This window comes from Helicobacter pylori (assembly GCF_003637685.1).
In the GTDB taxonomy this organism is placed as follows: Bacteria; Campylobacterota; Campylobacteria; order Campylobacterales; family Helicobacteraceae; genus Helicobacter; species Helicobacter pylori_CJ.
Genome location: NZ_MVWW01000001.1, coordinates 206,816 through 227,534, shown reverse-complemented (window position 1 = coordinate 227,534; position 20,719 = coordinate 206,816). Strand labels below are relative to the sequence as shown.

Annotated in this window: 22 protein-coding genes and 2 pseudogenes; 8 read left to right on the top strand and 16 right to left on the bottom strand. The window is 39.8% G+C overall.

Annotated features, from left to right (window positions below; genetic code table 11):
- From EAL44_RS01115 to EAL44_RS07925, 5 genes and pseudogenes are all read left to right on the top strand, one after another.
- The gene (locus EAL44_RS01115; RefSeq protein ID WP_121073782.1) at positions 1-993 is read left to right on the top strand and encodes an agmatine deiminase family protein; all 993 of its coding nucleotides are present in this window, start codon (positions 1-3) and stop codon (positions 991-993) included.
- Positions 990-3,242, top strand: coding sequence for a carbamoyltransferase HypF (hypF, locus tag EAL44_RS01110; protein ID WP_121073779.1), 2,253 nt, complete (start codon positions 990-992; stop codon positions 3,240-3,242). Before EAL44_RS01115 ends, hypF begins: the two co-directional genes overlap by 4 nt.
- Positions 3,243-3,244: 2 nt before the next feature.
- Complete coding sequence (gene hypE / locus EAL44_RS01105) at positions 3,245-4,243, top strand: hydrogenase expression/formation protein HypE (RefSeq protein ID WP_121073776.1); 999 nt, start codon at positions 3,245-3,247, stop codon at positions 4,241-4,243.
- Between the two features lie 121 nt (positions 4,244-4,364).
- Complete coding sequence (locus EAL44_RS07820) at positions 4,365-4,691, top strand: hypothetical protein (protein WP_162970308.1); 327 nt, start codon at positions 4,365-4,367, stop codon at positions 4,689-4,691.
- 217 nt (positions 4,692-4,908) lie between these two features.
- Positions 4,909-5,011, top strand: a pseudogene (locus EAL44_RS07925) (anthranilate synthase component I).
- Between the two features lie 50 nt (positions 5,012-5,061).
- Here the strand turns inward: EAL44_RS07925 and EAL44_RS01095 are convergent.
- From EAL44_RS01095 to EAL44_RS01030, 14 genes are all read right to left on the bottom strand, one after another.
- Entirely contained in the window at positions 5,062-5,994 is a 933-nt protein-coding gene (locus tag EAL44_RS01095; protein ID WP_121073773.1) for a GDP-L-fucose synthase family protein, read from the bottom strand.
- A complete protein-coding gene (gmd, locus tag EAL44_RS01090) occupies positions 5,987-7,132 on the bottom strand; it encodes a GDP-mannose 4,6-dehydratase (protein ID WP_121073770.1) in 1,146 nt (381 codons plus the stop codon). Before gmd ends, EAL44_RS01095 begins: the two co-directional genes overlap by 8 nt.
- Before the next feature lie 40 nt (positions 7,133-7,172).
- Positions 7,173-8,585, bottom strand: coding sequence for a mannose-1-phosphate guanylyltransferase/mannose-6-phosphate isomerase (locus tag EAL44_RS01085; protein ID WP_121073767.1), 1,413 nt, complete (start codon positions 8,583-8,585; stop codon positions 7,173-7,175).
- Between the two features lie 69 nt (positions 8,586-8,654).
- Positions 8,655-9,791 carry a DNA type IV secretion system protein ComB10 gene (locus EAL44_RS01080; RefSeq protein WP_121073764.1) on the bottom strand — a complete coding sequence of 379 codons (1,137 nt, stop codon included), beginning with the start codon at positions 9,789-9,791 and terminating at the stop codon, positions 8,655-8,657.
- On the bottom strand, positions 9,784-10,782 hold the full coding sequence (locus EAL44_RS01075; protein ID WP_121073761.1) for a TrbG/VirB9 family P-type conjugative transfer protein: 999 nt from the start codon (positions 10,780-10,782) through the stop codon (positions 9,784-9,786). The genes EAL44_RS01080 and EAL44_RS01075 overlap by 8 nt, the downstream gene beginning before the upstream one ends.
- Complete coding sequence (locus tag EAL44_RS01070; RefSeq protein ID WP_121073758.1) at positions 10,782-11,525, bottom strand: VirB8 family type IV secretion system protein; 744 nt, start codon at positions 11,523-11,525, stop codon at positions 10,782-10,784. The genes EAL44_RS01075 and EAL44_RS01070 overlap by 1 nt, the downstream gene beginning before the upstream one ends.
- Positions 11,522-11,635 (bottom strand): hypothetical protein, encoded by a 114-nt coding sequence (locus tag EAL44_RS01065; RefSeq protein WP_001217870.1) that lies wholly within the window; start codon positions 11,633-11,635, stop codon positions 11,522-11,524. The genes EAL44_RS01070 and EAL44_RS01065 overlap by 4 nt, the downstream gene beginning before the upstream one ends.
- 15 nt (positions 11,636-11,650) lie before the next feature.
- Positions 11,651-12,706 (bottom strand): type IV secretion system protein, encoded by a 1,056-nt coding sequence (locus EAL44_RS01060; RefSeq protein ID WP_121073756.1) that lies wholly within the window; start codon positions 12,704-12,706, stop codon positions 11,651-11,653.
- Positions 12,707-12,711: 5 nt separating this feature from the next.
- Positions 12,712-13,707, bottom strand: a complete 996-nt coding sequence (locus EAL44_RS01055) for a PDZ domain-containing protein (RefSeq protein ID WP_121073753.1) — start codon at positions 13,705-13,707, stop codon at positions 12,712-12,714.
- Positions 13,707-14,000 (bottom strand): YbaB/EbfC family nucleoid-associated protein, encoded by a 294-nt coding sequence (locus tag EAL44_RS01050; protein ID WP_121073750.1) that lies wholly within the window; start codon positions 13,998-14,000, stop codon positions 13,707-13,709. The genes EAL44_RS01055 and EAL44_RS01050 overlap by 1 nt, the downstream gene beginning before the upstream one ends.
- A gap of 2 nt (positions 14,001-14,002) precedes the next feature.
- The gene (panD, locus tag EAL44_RS01045; RefSeq protein ID WP_121073747.1) at positions 14,003-14,356 is read right to left on the bottom strand and encodes an aspartate 1-decarboxylase; all 354 of its coding nucleotides are present in this window, start codon (positions 14,354-14,356) and stop codon (positions 14,003-14,005) included.
- Positions 14,346-16,571, bottom strand: coding sequence for an AAA family ATPase (locus EAL44_RS01040; protein ID WP_121073744.1), 2,226 nt, complete (start codon positions 16,569-16,571; stop codon positions 14,346-14,348). Before EAL44_RS01040 ends, panD begins: the two co-directional genes overlap by 11 nt.
- A complete protein-coding gene (locus tag EAL44_RS01035; RefSeq protein ID WP_120906441.1) occupies positions 16,571-16,846 on the bottom strand; it encodes an ATP-dependent Clp protease adaptor ClpS in 276 nt (91 codons plus the stop codon). The genes EAL44_RS01040 and EAL44_RS01035 overlap by 1 nt, the downstream gene beginning before the upstream one ends.
- Positions 16,847-16,860: 14 nt before the next feature.
- Positions 16,861-17,274, bottom strand: a complete 414-nt coding sequence (locus EAL44_RS01030; RefSeq protein WP_001023008.1) for a universal stress protein — start codon at positions 17,272-17,274, stop codon at positions 16,861-16,863.
- 108 nt (positions 17,275-17,382) lie between these two features.
- Here EAL44_RS01030 and EAL44_RS01025 point away from each other — a divergent pair, with 108 nt between their 5' ends.
- The 3 genes and pseudogenes from EAL44_RS01025 (at position 17,383) to bioD (ending at position 18,780) form a co-directional block, all read left to right on the top strand.
- A complete protein-coding gene (locus tag EAL44_RS01025) occupies positions 17,383-17,721 on the top strand; it encodes a hypothetical protein (RefSeq protein ID WP_121073741.1) in 339 nt (112 codons plus the stop codon).
- 15 nt (positions 17,722-17,736) lie between these two features.
- Positions 17,737-18,120 (top strand): annotated as a pseudogene (locus tag EAL44_RS01020) (hypothetical protein); the annotation flags it as partial.
- 3 nt (positions 18,121-18,123) lie between these two features.
- Positions 18,124-18,780: a dethiobiotin synthase gene (bioD, locus tag EAL44_RS01015; protein WP_121073738.1), complete on the top strand. Its 657-nt coding sequence runs from the start codon at positions 18,124-18,126 to the stop codon at positions 18,778-18,780.
- On the opposite strand, the gene EAL44_RS01010 is transcribed toward bioD, so the two are convergent.
- Together EAL44_RS01010 and icd are read right to left on the bottom strand one after the other, a co-directional pair.
- On the bottom strand, positions 18,757-19,284 hold the full coding sequence (locus EAL44_RS01010; RefSeq protein WP_162967479.1) for a DUF1523 family protein: 528 nt from the start codon (positions 19,282-19,284) through the stop codon (positions 18,757-18,759). The genes bioD and EAL44_RS01010 overlap by 24 nt on opposite strands.
- A gap of 67 nt (positions 19,285-19,351) precedes the next feature.
- Positions 19,352-20,629 (bottom strand): isocitrate dehydrogenase (NADP(+)), encoded by a 1,278-nt coding sequence (gene icd / locus EAL44_RS01005; RefSeq protein WP_121073735.1) that lies wholly within the window; start codon positions 20,627-20,629, stop codon positions 19,352-19,354.
- Positions 20,630-20,719 lie beyond the last annotated feature (90 nt).

Below are 20,719 nucleotides of genomic sequence, written 5' to 3'. Positions count from 1 at the left end.
ATGAAAAGAATGTTAGCGGAGTTTGAAAAAATCCAAGCGATTTTAATGGCGTTCCCCCATGAGTTTGGCGACTGGGCGTATTGTATCAAAGAAGCTAGGGAGAGCTTTTTAAATATCATTCAAACCATAGCCAAACACGCTAAAGTGCTAGTGTGCGTCCACACTAACGACACTATCGGTTATGAAACGCTTAAAAACTTACCCGGTGTAGAGATCGCAAAGGTCGACACTAACGACACATGGGCTAGGGATTTTGGAGCGATTAGTATTGAAAATCATGGCGTTTTAGAGTGCTTAGATTTTGGTTTTAATGGCTGGGGGTTAAAATACCCGTCCAATTTAGACAATTTAGTGAATTTCAAGCTCAAACATTTAGGGTTTTTAAAACACCCTTTAAAAACGATGCCCTATGTTTTAGAGGGCGGGAGCATAGAAAGCGATGGGGCCGGGAGCATTTTAACCAACACCCAATGCCTGCTAGAAAAAAATCGTAACCCCCATTTGAATCAAAATGAAATAGAAAACATGCTTAAAAAGGAATTAGGGGCTAAACAAGTGCTGTGGTATTCTTATGGCTATCTCAAAGGCGATGATACCGATAGCCATACCGACACGCTCGCTCGTTTTTTAGATAAAGATACTATTGTTTATAGCGCATGCGAGGATGAAAACGATGAACATTACACAGCCTTAAAAAAAATGCAAGAAGAATTAAAAACCTTTAAAAAACTAGACGGCACGCCTTATAAACTCATCCCCCTAGAAATCCCCAAAGCCATTTTTGATACAAACCAACAACGCTTGCCGGCAACTTATGTGAATTTTTTATTATGCAATAGCGCTTTAATCGTCCCCACCTACAACGACCCTAAAGACGCGCTCATTTTAGAAACCTTAAGACAACACACGCCCCTAGAAGTGATAGGAATTGATTGTAATACTTTAATCAAACAGCATGGGAGTTTGCATTGTGTAACGATGCAGCTTTATTGAATCAAATCACACTTTTTGGCGTGGTTCAAGGCGTGGGCATGCGCCCTTTTATTTATACCCTGGCTCAAAAATTAGAGCTTGTAGGCTTTGTGCGTAACACCCAAGCGGCTTTAGAAATCATCTTGCCCGCTCATAAAACAGAATCTTTTTTAAACGCCCTAAAAAAGGGATTACCCCCTTTAGCGTTGGTGGAAAAAATCACTATTAGCCCTTATGATAAGGCGCTTCATTTCAATGATTTTAGGATTTTAGAAAGCAAGAACCACCCTTTAAATCTGCTCAGTCAAATCCCTAAAGATTTAGGCGTGTGCAAGGATTGCTTGCGCGAGATTAGAGATAAAAACTCCCCTTATTTTTATTACGCTTTCAATTCTTGTGCGAAATGCGGGGCGAGATACAGCCTTTTAAACGCCATGCCCTATGACAGAGAAAATTCCGCCCTAAAACCTTTCAAGCTCTGCGGATTTTGCGCATCCGTTTATAAAGACGCTCATAACAAACGCTTCCACATTCAAGGCATCAGCTGCAAAAAGTGCGGTATCGCACTCACTTATAAGCGATTCAAAAATGATGACGCTCTTTTAGAATGCGCTAAAGACATTCAAAAGGGTAAAATCATCGCTCTTAAAGGTTTGGGAGGCTTTGCTCTCTTGTGCGATGCGAGGAATTTTCAAACCATAGAAAGATTACGGCTTTTAAAAAAACGCCCCCTAAAGCCTTTCGCGCTCATGTTTAAAGACTTAAATGCGGCCAAACAGCATGCGTTTTTGAACGCGTTAGAATGCGAAAGCTTGAGTTCGATAAGTGCCCCCATTCTTTTGGCGCGTAAAAAACCTGACACCCAATTAGCCCCCAATATCGCTAAAAACTCCCCTTTTTATGGCGTTATCTTGCCCTATACCCCTTTGCATGCTTTATTATTGGATTTATTGGACTTCCCTATTGTATTCACGAGCGCGAATTTCAACTCCCTCCCTTTAGCGAGCGATGAAAAAGAGATCGATTCGCTTCATTTTATTTTTGATTTTAAGCTCACGCACAATCGCGCTATCATCCACAGGATCGATGATAGTATCGCGCAACGCGTGGATAATGCCATTCGCCCCATGCGTTTGGCTAGGGGGTTTGCCCCCCTTTACCTCACTTTGCCCAAACGCTCTAACCATCCGCCAAAAAAGATTTTAGCACTTGGAGCGGAGCAAAAAGGGCATTTTAGCTTATTAGATAGCGAAACTTCCGTTGTCTTGCTCTCGCCTTTTTGTGGGGATTTGAGCGTTTTAGAAAATGAAAAACACTTTAAAGAAACCTTGAATTTTTTCTTAAAAACCTATGATTTCAAGCCCACGCTCTTAGCTTGCGATAAGCATCAAAACTACACCACTACTCAAATGGCTTTTGAATTTAATACGCCTTTATTGCAAGTCCAGCACCACCATGCCCACTTTTTAGCGAGCGTCTTAGACGCATTATTACAAGATCCGCATTTAAACCACCCCTTTATAGGTATTGTCTGGGATGGGAGTGGGGCTTATGACAATAAGATTTATGGGGCGGAATGTTTTGTGGGGGATTTTGAACGCATTGAAGAAGTGGCTAGGTTTGAAGAATTTTGGCTTTTAGGGGGGCAAAAAGCGATCAAAGAGCCTAAACGCCTGGTTTTAGAAATCGCTTTAAAACACCAACTCAACAAGCTTTTAAAACGCGTTCAAAAGCATTTTAAAGAAGACGAATTAGAAATTTTTAAACAAATGCATGACAAAAAAATTCAAAGCGTCGCTACCAATTCCATAGGGCGTTTGTTTGATATAGTAGCGTTTAGTTTGGATTTAGTGGGAACGATTAGTTTTGAAGCCGAGAGCGGGCAGGTTTTAGAAAATCTAGCCTTACAAAGCGATGAGATCGCATTTTATCCTTTTGAAATCAAAAACAGCGTGGTGGGTTTGAAAGAATTTTATCAAGCGTTTGAAAAGGATTTGGGCGTTTTAGAACCTGAGCGCATCGCTAAGAAATTTTTTAACAGCTTAGTAGAAATCATTACCGCTTTGATTGCGCCTTTTAAAGAGCATGCGGTGGTGTGCAGTGGGGGCGTGTTTTGCAACCAATTGTTGTGCGAACAATTAGCCAAGCGATTCAAAAAACTTCAAAGGGAGTATTTTTTCCACAAGCATTTCCCCCCCAATGACAGCAGTATCCCTGTCGGTCAAGCCTTAATGGCGTATTTCAACCCTACAATCATCAAAAAAGGATAAAAATGGATAGCGTAACTCTGGCATGTGGGAACGGAGGGAAAGAAACAAACGCTTTAATTGAGCGGGTTTTTATGCCCTATTTAAAAGAATTCATTATTGCGTTTGATGAAGACGCCCCTAAATTTGAAGCTAGTGGGGAATATTGCGTAAGCACGGATAGTTTTGTCATCACGCCCTTAATTTTTAATGGAGGCGATATAGGCAAGCTTTGCGTTTGCGGGAGCGCGAATGATGTGAGCGTGCAAGGGGGCGAACCTTTGTATTTGAATATGGGTTTTATTTTAGAAGAAGGCTTAGAAATCCCTCTTTTAAAGCAAATTTTACAATCCATACAAAAAGAATTGTTTAAAGCCAACCTAAAACTCCTCTCCCTAGACACTAAAGTCGTGCCAAAGGGGAGCGTGGATAAGCTTTTTATCAACACAACTTGTATTGGCAAAATCATCAAGCCAGGGATTTCTTCGCGCCATTTACAACAAGACCAAGCCATTATCCTAAGCGACACGATCGCCAATCATGGGGCAAGCTTGTTTGCGATGCGTAATGAAATCAAGCTTAAAACGAATCTAGAAAGCGATTGCCAACTGCTCTATCCCTTATTAAAACCCCTATTTTTAAGCGATCTCAAAATTGATGCTTTAAGAGATGCGACTAGGGGCGGGTTAGCGAGCGTGCTGAACGAATGGGCGAACAGCTCTAGAGTGAAAATCGTCATAGAAGAAGAAAAAATCCCCTTAAAAGAAGAAACTAAAGGGATTTGTGAGATTTTAGGGCTAGAACCCTACACGCTAGCCAATGAGGGGGTGTTTGTTTTAGCGCTCAATCAAAAAGACGCCCCTAAAGCCTTAGAAATTTTAAAAAGTAATGAGAAAGCCAAAAACGCTTGTGTGATTGGCGGAGTGTTTGAAAACCCTTATCCTAGCGTGGTTTTAAAGAACGCATGGGGTTTTGAAAGGCTTTTAGAGGTGCCAGAGGGCGAATTATTGCCTAGGATTTGTTGACACGACGTCATTTTTAATCGTTTTAAGCCTGCCCTAAAAATGGTTTAGAGTCCGCTTAAGCTAAGTCTAAGTCTACTATACTCAAGGCATTTGAGAGAAAACTTGCAATAAGAGGGTGTTAGTGGCGGGTTATAAAAAAGCGGGCTTGATATTAGCGGTCATTTTTGGGTTTGCTGTGTTTTTTGTGGAGTGTAGTGGTAGTGAAAAACCACCAATAGACATAGAAGTAACTTTCAGTAGGTACGGTCACGGTCTTTATTGGATAGACATCATTTCAAATGTTGATGATATCACTATATTGAGCGCAAAAATCAATCGTGGGGATTGTGGTGGAATCAGTAGGATTGAGAGAAAACTAGGATTTGGCAATAGTTATGAGTTTCGCATTCTTCCATCGTTTTGTCAGCATATCAAAGAAATTAGCGTTAAGACCGATAAAGAGACTTGATTTTACATTTGCTAGAAAATGATGTCATGATTTCTACAAAATAAAAACAAACTAACAATCTAAAGCAGACAATACAATTTAGAAATTATTGTCATAGCCCTTTGGGAGTTTATTTTTTATGCAAAGCAAGCGGTGGTTAATCTCATAGAAAAAGCCCCCACTTTCCCCCACTCCCTAGCTCTTTATGAAAAATTAAAGCGTTAACACGCCTTATTTTTTGAAAGCGCTTGAGATTGAGAGCGAAGCGACCAAACCCTTTTAATGGCTCAAGCTTTTTGAAGCGAATTTGTGATCGCAATATCGTAAAATCGCCAGCCTAACGCCTAATGGCGGAGCGTTTTTATAGCTCTATAAGATCCTTGATTTTATTTCAAACCTCTAAAAGCTTCAAATAATATTCATAAGCTTCTTTGATGCCCTGCTCTAAAGGGATTTCTAATTCCCATTTTAAAGCCTTTTGTTTGGAAATATCCATAAGTTTTTGCTGCATGCCCACTGGTTTAGACAAGTCTTTAACAAACACGCCCTTATAGTCTAAAACCTGAGCGACCATTTCATAATACTCTTCAATGCTGTAATCCACGCCAGAGCCGACATTCATCACGCTAGGCATTTGAGCGATACTCTCATAAGCGAGAGCGATGAACCTCGCTAAATCTTTAGCGTTTAGGTATTCTCTTCTGGCCGTGCCATCGCCCCACATCGCAAAATTTTTTTCATTTTTTAATTTAGCGGTGTGCATCCTAGCAATAAGCCCTGGTATCATGTGCGCTATTTTTTCTTCAAACTTGTCAAACTCGCCATAAAGGTTGCAAGGCACTAAGGTTTTATAAAAAACGCCCTTTTCAGTGCTCACGTATTCGCAATACTTCATCACAGAAAGTTTGGCTAAAGCGTAGCCCTCATTCGTTGGCTCTAAAGAGCCGTTCAATAAATCGCTCTCTTTTAAAGGGTTAGGGGCGAATTTAGGATAAGCGCAAGAGCTCGCCAGATTAATGGCTTTTTTGATGCCCAAATCCAAAGCGCTAGAAAAAAGATACAAGCCCATGAGTAAATTCTCAACCATGTAAGTTGAAAGATCGTTCATGTTAGCGACAATGCCCCCCACTCTCCCGGCGCAATGGATAATGCCTGTAGGTTTGTATTCTTTCAAATAGGCTTGAACGTTGTCCTTATCTAACAAATACAATTCGCTCTTTTTAGGGGTGAGTAAAGTAACATCAGGCTTATTTTTTTTAAAATACAACGCCGTGTTCTGCCCCACCATGCCATAGGCGCCGGTGATTAAAATAATCTCATTCATAAAAATTCCTTAAAATATAGCCCCCATCTTGCAAGTAAAGGTTTTTCTGGCATTCTTTTAAATCGTATTCTAACATGTCCTTAATTAACTCTTTTAAATCGTATTCCCTAACCCAGCCTAGCTCTTTCTCAGCCTTAGTGGGATCGCCTAAGAGCAAATCCACTTCAGTAGGCCTAAAATAGCGCTCATCTATGCGTACCACGATTTTGCCTGTTTTTAAATGGCTTAAGTTTAAGTTTAAAGCGTTCGCTCTTTTTTCATCAACGCTTTTAATCAAACCGATTTCTTTAATCCCTGTATTTTGAAATTCTAAATTGATACCGATAAATTCAAAGCTCATTTTCACAAAATCGCGCACGCTTGTGGTCTTTCCTGTAGCGATCACATAATCTTGTGGAATGGGTGCTTGGAGCATTAAATGCATCATTTTCACATAATCTTTAGCATGCCCCCAGTCCCTTTTAGCGTCTAAATTCCCTAAATACAAGCAATCCGTTAAGTTATACGCTATCGCGCTAGCGGCTCGTGTGATTTTACGGGTTACAAAAGTTTCGCCCCTTACCCTACTCTCATGGTTAAAAAGAATGCCATTAACCGCAAACAAATTATAAGCCTCTCTGTAATTTTTGGTGATGTAAAAGGCATACATTTTAGCGACCGCATAGGGGCTTCGTGGGTTAAAGGGGGTGTTTTCATTTTGTGGGGTTTCTAAGACTTCGCCATACAATTCGCTCGTGCTGGCTTGATAGAATCGTGTTTTCTTTTCTAAGCCTAAAATCCGCATGGCCTCTAAAATCCTTAGCGTGCCAATACCATCAGCGTTAGCGGTGTATTCGGGGGTTTCAAAAGAGACTTTCACATGGCTTTGAGCGGCTAAATTATAAATCTCTGTAGGCTTAGTGGTAGCGATTAAATGGATGAGATTAGAGCTATCGGTCATATCCCCATAGTGTAAGAAAAAACGCCTCTTGTGTTCGCTGTGCAAATCTTCATACAGATGATCGATCCTAGAAGTGTTGATGCTAGAAGAGCGCCTTTTTAACCCATGCACTTCATAGCCCAAATTCAGCAAGTATTCAGCCAGATAGCTCCCATCTTGCCCGGTAACCCCAGTGATCAAAGCGATTTTTTCTTTCATTATTGTTCCTTTATTAAATTTTATTTATTAAATTTTTTCACTAGGCGTTTTGATTTTGTCTGTTAAAATCGTCATCAATCCTTACAATATCGTCTTCGCCGACATACTCGCCCACTTGAACTTCTATGATGATTAAAGGGATTTTGCCGTAATTAGCCAAGCGGTGTAGGGTGTTTTTAGGGATATAAGTGGACTCATTAGCTTGCAATTCAAACGATTGGTGATCCAATTCCACGCTTGCCATCCCGCTAATCACCACCCAGTGTTCGCTCCTGTGGAAATGCTTTTGTAAAGAAAGCCTAGCGTTTGGTTTGACTTCTAAAATCTTAACCTTGTAACAACCGCTCTCATGCAAGACTTCATAGCTCCCCCAAGGGCGATACACTTTAGTGTGCGTTTGCAACAATTCTTGGTTATTTATTTCTATCTCGCTCACTAAAGCTTTTAAATCCTTAGCCTTGTCTTTATGGGCGATTAAAAGAGCGTCTTTAGTGTCAATAACCGCTAAATTCTCAACGCCTAAAAGAGCGCTCACTTTATGAGAAAACACTAAATTATTCTCGCTCTCTTTGGCAAAAACAGGCGTTTGATTCAGGCTGACATTTTCTTTAGGCTCGTTAGCCGCTTCTTCAAAAAGGGCGTTAAAATTCCCTAAATCGCTCCATTTGGCGTTCAATTCTACCATTTTGATTTTGTGGCTTTGCTGCATTAAAGCAATATCCACGCTCACATCTTCTAAATCTTGCATGCTCTTTTCACTCAAACGCGCGATCTTTTGTTCAAAAAAATACGCGTTTTCTAAAGATTCAAACGCTCTTTCGCACCCCTTTAAAATAGTAGGGGCATGCTTTTTTAATTCGTCTAAAAAAACGCCCGCTTGGAAAACAAACATGCCGCTATTGAAATAAAACTCTCCGCTTTTTTGAAACTCTATCGCTTTTTCTAGGCTTGGCTTTTCAATGAAACGCTTGACATCTAGAGCGTTAGGGCTTTCAATATACCCAAACTCCGTGTTGGGCTTGTCAATACTCACTCCAAAAGTGACTAAAAAGCCTTCTTGGGCTAAATTAATCGCTTTTTTTATCGCATTTTCATACGCTTGAAGGTCTTTAATCAAATGATCGCTTGGCGTAACGATGAGTAAATCTTCTTTATCACTCATTAAAGCACTCAAACTAATGGCGTTAGCGGTGTTTTTACTCAAGCTCTCTAATAAAAAACCCACGCTTTTGTTTTTGATTTCGTTTTTTATTTCTTCTAGGGCTAAAAAATAATGCTTTTCATTGCACACAATGAGCGTTTCATCTACTAAGGAAGCGTTTCTTTTAAAACTCAATTCAAACAAGCTTTTATGGTTAAAAAGCTTTAAAAATTGCTTAGGGTATAGGCTACGGCTTAAAGGCCATAAGCGTTTGCCACTCCCCCCACTCAGTAAGATATTTTTAATTTTCATGGGTTTTCCTGTCAGGCTCTCTTTTGTTTTTTAGGGTTATTATAGCGTTTTTAATTGGGCATTTTTGAGTCACTTCAAAAACTCAGCGATGACTTCATTCTCTCTGGGTATAGGGAAGAAGATGTCAGTATTGGGCGAAATAAATACCCTGCTTCCCTCTCTAATCACCACAATGGGGGCGATTTTGCTCTTGTCTCTTAAAATTTGATTGACCACTTGATTGATCCCCATACCGCTTTGCCTCATCAATTGCATTAAAAGATAATCCCCAAAGAAATTAGTCGCTTCTTCTTTATTGCCTCTGTTGTTTAAAGCCGAAGTGATCCCAATCAATAGGCCGTTAGTGAGCGTAGAAAGCAGTAACGGCACGCCATAGCGTTGGAAATTCCTTTCAATCAATTCCCCCACTAATCCGTTATAGCCTTTAATATCCGCCCCCTTAGCGTTAGTGAGCATGATATTAATCCCATGGGGAGTGATGATGCGACTCCATACAATATCCAAGCGGTATTCGCCCATTTTGTTATTGTTGCTGTAATAGCCTATGACTTTAGAGCCTTTGGGGATTAAGACGGCTTTGCCCATGTGAGCGAAAATATCGCTCTCCACTTGCGCGATGACTTTACCAGCGATCTGGCTAGAAATGGGCGTGATCAAAAAGGCGGGTATCATTTTGTCAGCCGTAATGGTGCGTAGAAGCTTGTTTTCATTAGTGGCGATGTCTTTTTCTTTAAGGTTAGTAAAACCATCAATGCCTTTAGGGTTATCCATGGGGAAAATCAGGTTTTCTTCGTAATTTTTAGGGCTTTGTTTGAAAGGGGTGATGCGAGAGGCTAGTAAATCTAATTGCTTTAGAGAAAAATCTTTTTTAGAGGGGGTTATATTTGTTTTTGGATCCATGGGAGGGCTCTTAAAAGTTTCTTCTTTGGAATAATTCATTTCTTTGGAGTTTAGGGCTTTTAAAGCGGCTTTGAGCTGTTCTTGTAAGGCTTTGATGGTAGCGTCTTTGGAGCTTTCTGTGTTGGTTGGCTGTGGGTTTTGAGTGAAGGTGTAATCCTGTAAGGGGTATTTCACCTCATCGTCATTTAAAAGGCTAGGCTGGTTATTTAAGGGGGCTTTTGGCTTTTGATGATAGACTAAAGAAATGGTTGTAATCGTTGCAAAACCCCCCACAAAAACAAGTGCCCCCTTAAGCCACTTATTCATCTCTAGCCTTTTTTATAAAACGGATACACAAATAGTCCTTACCCAGCCTTAAAGTCCATTTAGTAGAAACGTCTTCAGCGATAATGTAATCGCCCACAATCCTTGTATTCACCGGGTTATCATAGCCATCAACGACCTTATAAATCACCGGAAATTTAGAGAGTGCTAATTTTTTGTCAAATTTGAAATAAGTGAATTGCTTGTCGTTAAAAATTTCTTTAGGCATCAAAGAGAGTTTGGATTTTTTAGAACAAATCCCCAAACAATACCATTTCCTTTGAGAGCTTTTTAGAGCCTTATAGCCTTTTTGAATGTCTTTTTTAACGATTTTCATCGCATTAGTGTTATCGCCAATAGTTATAGTCTCTTCTTCTTTTTCTTTAGTTTCTTCTTTTTCTGCTTTTAAGGGTTCTTCTTTTAAGGGTTTGTTGTTTGTGGGAGCGTTTTCAAGGGTATTTTCTTTATTTTCTTTATTTTCTTTTTGGGGCTTCAAAAAAGCGTTAGAATAATAATTTTTATCTTCTATGAAAACCTGCAAATTAGGGTGTTTGGAGCTGGTGAAAGTGGTAGAAAACACATAGAAAGAAAAAATCTTGCCCTCACTATCTATCACGCTGATATTAGAATCCACGCCAATTTGTAGGGGTTTGATGAGTAAAATACGATCGTTGCTTTCTAAGATTTTCGCGTCAAAGCCCACCTTATCCCCTAAAACAAAATCGCTAATGGGTTTTGAAAAAAACAATAAAGTCGCCATCGCATAACGCAAGCGGATTTTATAGGTTTGCCCTTGAAAGTAATCAATGTTCAAAGTGTTGGACATTTTGGAGCGGTTTTTGTCAAAAAAGCTCCCTTGAATGGCGTTTAAATCCTGCATGGGGTGGTTTAAATGCGCTGGGGCTGTTTCGTTCGCTTCTTCTAAAAAATCATCGGCTTTTAAAGCGCTAAAAGCCAACAAAAAGCCCATGAGGGCATATAAAACCTTACGCATCAATCATTCCTATTAGTCGGCGCGATTTCAGTGATGCTGTAGCGGGTGATTTTAAAGCCGGTAGGGTTTTTAGGCATGGAAGCGTAATCAAAATCCGGGGTGTCAAACAAATAGCTTAATACGATTTTATAACGCTTTTCATACACGAGCTTGTTTTCGTTCGTTAGTTTAGCCGCAATGGACACGCTCGCAATGGGGTTATTGTCTTGCTGATAGATCGCAATATTGACAATATGGACTTCTCTTTCTAAATGGCTTTGCGCATAAATGCTGTTTTGCGTTTTAATCAAATCTTCAAAGCGTTGCCACACTTTAGAACTGCTTTGCAAGCGCACCAATTCATAGCGCGATTTATCGTCAATGCGGTTAATGCTCTCTCGGTTTAACACATACGCCCCAATGAGCGAACGAGCCAACGCTTCATTACTGGAAATGCTTTTATCCGCTCTTTGGATAATGGCGTAATGCTTGTCCTGGTTTAAAAAATCCACGAAATGGTGTTCGGTTTTTTGTAAGGGTAGAATGCTGATTAAAACAATCGCTAAAATAAGAGCGATAAAACTCATCAAGCCTAAGAGCTTGTAAGCGATTTTCAAGCGGTTCCTCTCCAGCCGAAACACGCTTTGCATGTCCAAATCACTTACCGAAAAACCAGAAAGCTTTTTTTCTAAATGCTTTTCTTGGTGGCTTAAAAGCTCTTCTAAATAGATCAATTGCTCGCTGTTGAAAGGTTTTTCTCTCATGCGAGATTTAACCTGTTTTCATACAAGGTGCAAGGGCTTTTTTTCATCTCATGCACCTTGCTCGTGCAACCAAATAACAAAAGTCCCATGATAACAAAAAAAATTCTCATTAAATTCCCATTTATTTAAATTTCATTTTTTGTATTTATTGTATCCTTTTTAACCTTTTTTTGCTTGAAATTTGGAATTTTTACATCTAATTGAGTGGTTTCTACCTTAAATGTGGGGGAATGCGTTTCTTTTTCTTTAGAGACGCTTTGGCTCACAGAAGAAGAAACGCTAGATGGAGAGGGTGGGGTAGTAATGTATTGTAAGGAATTGAGAGCGTTTTGGCTGAGGTTAGCGCTCAAATTGGTGGCGAGTTTGTAAGTTTCTTTAAGGCTGTTTTGCACCCTAAACAAAGCGTTGATGAAAAAAGGCACGCCTATGATAAAAACGCAACACAAAAATAACGCTACCACCAATAAAAGGCTTAAGTCTTGTTTTTCTTGCATGCTAGCGTCTATTAACGCCTTAGTAACCGACACATTCAAAAACCCCACCAACAACAAAAAAGGCTTGTAAAACCCAAGAGCGAAGCATTTTTTTAGGCATATAAACACAACGCTCCTCCAGGTTTTGAAAAACCCAAACGCTAAAAACAGTGCCCCTAAAGAACACCACACATGCACTTCCAAATACACTAAAATGATGATCGCAAACAGAACGCTCAAAAAAAGCGCTTGCAAAATGCTTAAAAAAAGCCACACAGACATTTCATTATGGCTCAAATCGCTGATAAAGCTAAGGGCATAAAAACCATGATTAAAGATAAAATCTAAAGAAAGCGCATGGTTAGAAAAGTTACTCAAGCTTTGAGAAAGGCTTTGCGTGATCATGTTAGGCGCAATGAAAATAGCGTTTTGAAACAATTCATAAAAATGCGAAGGGTTTTTCAAAGCGTAGTTAAACAGCGCAAAAAACCCCACAAATAATAACGCCTCTAAAAGCGCGCTAGCGCTGAAAAAATTCTGCTCTTTCAAACTCCTATAAGCAAAGAGCATGAACGCTAAAGCGACCACGCTATTAAACACCAATTGCGCATGCAAGGTGTAGAGGAAAAATTCAGCGAAACGCCCTAAAATCGCCGTGAGAGGCGTGATAAACCAAGAAAGAATGATTTCATAAGCGTCATTTTTCATCAATTTCAACGGACTTTAATGTAAAATTCAAAGCCTTTACGCCAGACTAATAATTCAATTTTAGGCGCGCTTAACGCTTCTCTTAAAGCTTTTGGGTTGAACGCCACATTTTTACGATTCACCCATAAAATCCTATCCCCAAGCTTTAAAAAATCCAAGCCTTTGGGCAAATGATTGCCTATTTTAGTGATGATAAAACGCTCGTCTAAAGCGATGCCATAGCGCTCTAAAAAAGTGTCTTTGAGTAAAAACCCCCCATAACGCTTATTGACTTTGAGCGTTACTTCTTTGATTTGATGGTTTCGTTTGATTTTCACTTTTATAAGGCTTTGATATGAAAGATTGCTCACCACCCATTCAAACTCCGCTAACGAGTGGATCTTGTAGCCATTAATCGCTAGGATTTCATCGTTTTTTAAAAAAGGGTTTTTAGGGAAAAAGGGATCAAATTGCGCTACCACTAAACGCTTATGATGTTCTTCTAAACGCACCCCAATATCCCCATAATAAGGCTCTTGTTGGTTTAAAAAGCGCTTGATGAATTTCGTTTCTATAAAGCCGTTCCCCCCTACCCCTAGCCCTAACATTTGGTAGCAAATATTGCTGATAACGCCATTTTTTTGAGTCTTTTGCGAAATTTGAGCGTAGCGATCATAGCCTTTTTGCCCCACCAATAATCGCGCTTCTAGGGCTTCTTTATCCCCTATACTAGCCATAGGCCTTATAAGGGCGTCTTTGTCCAAATCCCTTAACGTATAAACATACTCGCTTGGCGCACTTTGCAACAAATACAATCCAATAAAAGGATCGGATTTGATGACTTTGGCATGTTTAGGGTAGGTTTTAGAATAATATAAATACACGCCCTTAGGCAATTCTTTTAAAGCCACGCCCCCTTTTTGAAGGCTCGCTTTTTGAAAAAACGCTTGACAATGCTTGAAATCATAAGCCCCTAAGCCATTCACAAAAAACCATAGAACGATAAGGGCTTTGTGAAACATCACAACTTGGTAAAATTCCCCAACATTTTAAAAGCTAAGTTTTTTCGGTTTTCTTCCACATTTTTATACCCGTCATTCAAAGCGCTCATCAAATAGATTTGCATCGCTTCTTTATCTTCTAACAGGCTGTCATCAATTTGCAAATCCACTAACTCCCCAACCCCATTAAAACTCACGCTCACCATTCCTCCACCGCTTTTGGAAGTGTGGATCGTGTCTTTATTCTTTTCTTCTAATTGAGAAAATTCTTTTTTCACGCCGTCTAATAACCCACTCAATTGGCTAAAATCCATCTCTAACCCTTTTTTAAAATTTCATTTTTTTCATTGACTAACACAATGTATGGCTTGTGTGCATTCATTTCATCTTCATTCATGCTCGCATAAGCTAAAATGATCACCACATCGCCTATGGCCACTTTTCTGGCTGCTGCACCATTGACGCAGATTTCGCCTCTTTTTTTCCCTAAAATCACATAGGTGCTGAAGCGTTCGCCGTTATTGATATTGACGATTTCTACTTTCATGCCCTCTCTGATCTTAGCCAGCTTGGCCAAACCCTCATCTATAGTGATCGAGCCTACATAATTGAGATTAGCGTCTGTGATAGTAGCCCTATGGATTTTACTATAAAGCATTTCAAAAGTCATTTTCTTTCACCTTTTGTGTGCACTTGATTTCTTTTAAAACCAATTGGTTTTTTTCTAGCAAGCAAGCGATCTTACAAGGTTTTTTAAGCGATTGCAAGAGCAGTATATCGCTTAATTTAGTTTTGATTTCATGGTGGATGATTTTTTTAATTTCTCTCGCTCCTAAAGTCGTTTGGTAGCTTTTTTGCGCAATAAATTTCACAACTTCTTTATGGAATTTTAAGGCTATATCTTGCTCTAACGCTAGGGCTTTTAATTGGTCCAATTCCACAGAGACAATGCGTTCAAAATCCTCCAAACTGAGCGCGTTAAACGGCACGATCGCATCAATCCTAGATCGTAATTCAGGGGTCAAAAGCTCTTTAACGGCTCTATCATACTTGGTGTTTTTAGCGCTAAAAAACCCTAGCGTATCCTTATCCTTACTCCCCACATTTGAAGTCATAATCAAAATCACATGCTTAAAACTCGCCTGATTGCCTAAATTATCGCTCAAAGTAGCGTTATCCATCACTTGCAACAACAAATCATACACATTAGAATGAGCCTTTTCTATCTCATCTAAAAGCAGCAAACAATGCGGGTGCTTTTTAATCGCATTCACCAATAACCCCCCTTGCTCAAACCCCACATAACCGCTAGGACTTCCGATGAGCTTTGCCACGCTATGGGCTTCTTTGTATTCGCTCATGTCAAAGCGTTCAAAATGCAAATTCAAATTCAAGGCCAATTCTTTAGCCAACTCTGTTTTCCCCACCCCACTAGGCCCCACGAATAAAAAGCTCCCCACAGGCTTATTTTTAGAAGAAAGCCCGCAATACTGGATTTTAATCGCATTGCTGACAAGACTGATCGCGTCTGCTTGGGCAAAAATCTTATTTTTAAGCGATTTTTCTAAATTCCTTAAAAGGGCTTTTTTATCGCTGCTCAAACGCATTTTAGGGATTTTAAGCTTTATAGCGAGCGTTTCTTTCACGTCATCAACGCCGATTTTTTTGCCCTTTTTAGGGTTGATTTTTTTCCTCGATCCCACCTCATCTAATAATTCAATCGCTTTATCCGGTAAGAATTTATCATGCATGTAATCACTCGTCAAATCCACGCATGCCTTAAACACGCTCTCATCATAACGCACCTGGTGGTGTTCTTCATAAAGGGGAGCGATCTTTTTTAAAATCAAGTAACACGCTTCTTTAGAAGGCTCTTCAACTTTTATTACTGAAAAGCGCCTATTAAAAGCTTTGTCTTTTTCAAACACGCTGCGGTATTCTTCAAAAGTGGTCGCTCCCAAACATTTCAAGCTCCCATCCGTTAGAACCGGTTTTAATATATTCGCCGCATCCAAGCTCCCAGCGTTACTGCTCCCTGCGCCTAAAAGGGTGTGGATTTCATCAATGAATAAAATGATGCGGCCGTTTTGTTGGATCTCTTTAAGCGTTTTTTTCAAGCGTTTTTCAAAATCCCCTCTGTATTTTGCCCCAGCCACCATTAAGGCTAAATCCAAAGAATAGACTTCATATTCTTGCAAAAACTCCGGCACTTCTTTTTGAGCGATTTTTAAAGCCAAAGCTTCAGCGATAGAGGTTTTCCCTACGCCCGCTTCGCCAATTAAAAGCGGGTTATTCTTTTTCCTGCGCCCTAAAATTTCTATCACTCTTAAAATCTCTTCTTCTCTGCCAATGACTGGATCTAAAGCGTTCTCTTGGGCTAAAGCGCTCAAATTTTTAGCGTATTTTTTTAAGGAAGTGTTCTTGGGTGCTTCTTCATCATTATTAGTGTCATTAGGAATACCATGGTTATCCAAATCCAACAAAGTAGGATTAGAATACAAACGAGCGATGCCAAAACTATCCATGAGTTTTGAAGCGTAACAATCGGGGTGATCCAGCATTAAAATAAGCAATTCTTCCACGCCCACGCTCTCAAAAGCACTCGCATACATTCTTTTAAGCATTCTTAATAGCACAAAACTCCTGTCAGGCATTTTGGCGGGATCATTCTTTAAAGGCACATATTGCAACAAGTAGTCTTTAAGGATTTGCCTCATTCTATCATAATCATCTCTTTCTAAAGCGCCAATAATCTTTGCCCCGCTCTCATGCTCTAAGATGACTAATAGCACATGCTCTGTGGTGCAAAGGGCATGGTTGAGATCTAGGGCTAAATTTAAAGCTTGGGTTAGAACTTCATTGAGATCTTGATTGAATTTAGCCATTATTTTATCTCTTCTACCAATAATTTTAAAGGGAATTCTAACGCTTTGGCTTTGTCCCTAACCCATGCTGCCCTATGCCTGGCAATATCATAAGGATAGACGCCACAAACCCCACAGCCATCACGATGGATGCTTGATATGAGATCTTTGGCCTCTTCTAAAGACTTGTCAAAAAAATCCCTCAAAGCAGAGATGACAAATTCCGTTGTCGTAATGGGGTCATCAACCATGATCACTTGCGCCATGGTGGGGGTGGGTATGTTATACATTTTCATGCCGCTTATTCATGCTACTTGGCGATCACAACAGGGATACTGGATTGTTCAACCAAGCTATTTTGGTGTGAAATGAACAAACGATACAACAAATTGGATTCGCTCGCCCCGATCAACAACAAATCATAATCCTTTGCCATTTCTAAAACCACATCAATCAAATCACCGCTTTTTAGAACGCTCTCGCACTCTATATTTTCTTTTTTGAAAGCGTCTTCAAATTGCTTTAACAAAGCCTTAGCTTTTTCTTCTTCTAAGGCTTCTGTCTGGCCATAATCCATCATCCCGCTTTCGCTATAAATAAACACTTCCATGCTCACATGCAATAGAGTGAAACGGACCTCTTTAAGCGAATGGGCTAATTTGACAGCGAATTTAATAGCGTTATAACATTCTTGCGTGTCGCTAATCCCAAATAAAATATTCATAAGAACCAACCTTAAATGGAGTTTTGATATTATACCAAATAAACCCTAATGACCCGCTGAAAGCTCAAAGATAAAGCGCTACAATCTCGCTTAAAAAAGGGTATAAAAATGAGATCGAAAAAAAATGACATAAAAATAAGATCGAGCTATGACTTTTTAGAACCTACTGATGAGATACCAGAATGTGTTCCTGTGCCAAAGGAGCTTGGTAAAAAATTCAAAGCAGAAGTAGAAGCTGCAAGATTGGCTAGACAAAATAGGCCCAAATTCAGAGTAACAGACAACTTATTTTCTGGTGGTGGTGGGGGAGTTAGTGGCTATATTAGAAGTTGTATTGAAGGGAAATATAGTCGTGGTAGGATTCCTAACACAGCCCGCATTACTATACTATATGGACGAGATAGAAAGGTGGGAGAAAGAAGCTTTAGAGCAAGGACTGGGGAATAGCTATAAACCAAAAAGGAAAAAGTGAGTAAGACATTGATTGCTAACACCATAGACACCGATGCAGGGTATTGCTTTATCTCAGATTTAGCGACACAACTTGATAGTATCAGCCCTAGACTATCTAAAAGCATCGTAACCGCCATAGAGCAAGCAGAGAGCATTAGACTAACTTATGCGTTAATAGACAGGGTTACCTATAACTCACTCCACAATATCTTAAGTTTCATTTTTGATATTGATAACCCTTTAAGCGACGAAGCGTTAAACGAATTGGTGGTTGAAGTCCCACGAGAAGCGTTAAAGAATGTGAAGTTACCACAAATCAAAAATGTATTGACCGCTCAAATCTTTGATAGCGCTTATCAGTTTAGGGGTAATGACTATAAATTTAAAGGTTAAACCATGCTTTTTATCAGCGCGACTAACACCAATGCCGGAAAAACCACATGCGCTAGGCTCTTAGCCCAATATTGCAACGCTTGTGGCGTTAAAACGATCTTGTTAAAACCCATTGAAACGGGCGTTAATGATGCAACCAACCACTTTAGCGATGCGCATCTATTCTTACAGGATAACCGCCTTTTGGATCGCTCTTTAACCTTAAAAGACATTTCATTCTATCGTTATCATAAAGCCTCAGCCCCCCTTATCGCCCAACAAGAAGAAGATCCAAACGCCCCCATTGACACGGACAATTTAACCCAACGCCTTCACAATTTCACCAAAACTTACGATTTAGTCATCGTTGAAGGGGCTGGGGGGCTATGCGTGCCTATCACTTTAGAAGAAAACATGCTGGATTTGGCCCTAAAATTAAAAGCCAAAATACTTTTGATCAGCCATGATAATTTGGGCTTGATTAATGATTGTTTGCTGAATGACTTTTTATTGAAATCCCATAAAATAGATTATCAAATCGCTATCAATTTAAAAGGAAACAACACCGCTTTTCACAGCATCAGTTTGCCCTATATTGAGCTTTTTAATAAACGCTCCAATAACCCCATTGTGATTTTCCAACAAAGCCTAAAAGAATTAATGAGCTTTGCTCTTAAATAAAGCGCAAACAGAACGCGCGCTGATAAAAAAGCCCCCTAACAGCAAGGCGTATAAAATCCAGCTAAAAATGGGTTTTGACATCTCAGCGTTCTCTTTTAAGGGCTTTAAAAAAATCACATTAGGGAACATGTTAAACAAATTGATCCGCCAGCCATAGTATTGCACTTCCACTTGCTGGTTGACTAAACTTTGAGCGAGAGCTGAAATATCAGCCGAATTAAACTTAAAATAAAAAGGGAAGCCAAAGCGCGTGTCTTCGTTACGATAGACGGTTACGCTTTTTTGATCCTTAGGGTCGTAGGTTTGCACAAAATAGACATCTCTGGCAAGGGTTTTTACTTCCTTATTATTGGGCGTGTTTTCATTTTCATTCATTCTTTTGACTTCCACCCCACTAATGACAGCCACGCTATAATGGGGCATGCAATAGCTCACTAAAAGCATGAGTGCTAAAAAGATCGCTGTTAAAATGAATAAAACCACATTACGCACAAATTTTATCAACTTCATTCCTTATGATAGTATTAGCCTTTTTTTCGCATTCAAACACCAGAGCCTAAAAAACGCTCTTTCACATGTTTTCAATCATCACGCTAGCGAATTCAGAGCATTTCACTTCTTTAGCCCCATCCATTAAACGAGCGAAATCATAAGTAACTTTCTTGCTCTTAATCGCTTTTTCCATCGCAGAGACGATCAAATCAGCCGCTTCCACCCAACCCATATGCCTTAACATCATTTCCGCGCTCAAGATAATAGACCCCGGATTGACTTTATCCAGCCCGGCGTATTTAGGAGCGGTGCCATGAGTGGCTTCAAACATGCCCACTGTGTCATTGAGATTAGCCCCAGGAGCGATACCAATACCCCCCACCATCGCCGCTAACGCATCAGAGATATAATCCCCGTTCAAATTCATGGTCGCAATGACGCTGTATTCGCTAGGGCGCAATAAGATTTGTTGCAAGAACGCGTCAGCGATCATGTCTTTAATGATAATTTCTTTACCGGTTTTAGGGTTTTTCAAAGAACACCATGGGCCCTTATCAATGACTTGAGCGTTAAATTCTTTTTGAGCGAGCGCATAGCCCCATTTCATGAACGCCCCTTCGGTGTATTTCATGATATTGCCTTTATGCACAAAAGTTACGCTTGGCTTGTCGTTATCAATCGCGTATTCAATCGCTTTTCTCACCAACCTCTCTGCGCCTTCTTTGCTAATGGGTTTTACCCCTATGCCGCTGCTTTCAGGGAAGCGGATTTTTTTAACCTTTAGTTCATTTTGTAAAAAATGGATGAGTTTTTTCGCTTCCGCACTGCCTTCTTGCCACTCAATGCCCGCATAAATGTCTTCAGAATTTTCTCTAAAAATCACCATATCCACTTTTTGTGGTTCTTTCACCGGACTTGGGCTACCATACCACCTAACCGGTCTCAAGCACACATACAAATCCATTTTTTGGCGTAACGCTACATTCAACGATCTAAACCCCTCACCAATAGGCGTGGTCAAAGGCCCTTTAATAGAAACTTTATAGTGGTTAATCGCTTCAATAGTGTCCGGTAAGAGCCATTGCTCTTCGGGGCTTAATTCCTTATGATCTTTAAATTGTTGATAGCATTTTTCGCCCACAAACACTTCATACCATGCGATTTTTTTTTCGCCCTTATAAGCCTTTTGAACCGCGCTATCCACCACTTTAATCATCGCAGGGGTAATATCCGATCCAATGCCATCGCCCTCAATGAAAGGGATAATGGGGTGGTTTGGCACATGCAATTTATTGTCTTTAATCGTAATTTCTTCGCCCTCTTTAGGCTTTTGTAAAATTTTAGGGTTGTAAGCCATCTCTTGTCCTTGTTTATAAAATTTGAGTAACTATACTAGCGCAAAAATACTTATAACCCCTAAAAATCTTTTTTAAATGCGTGTTTAAAA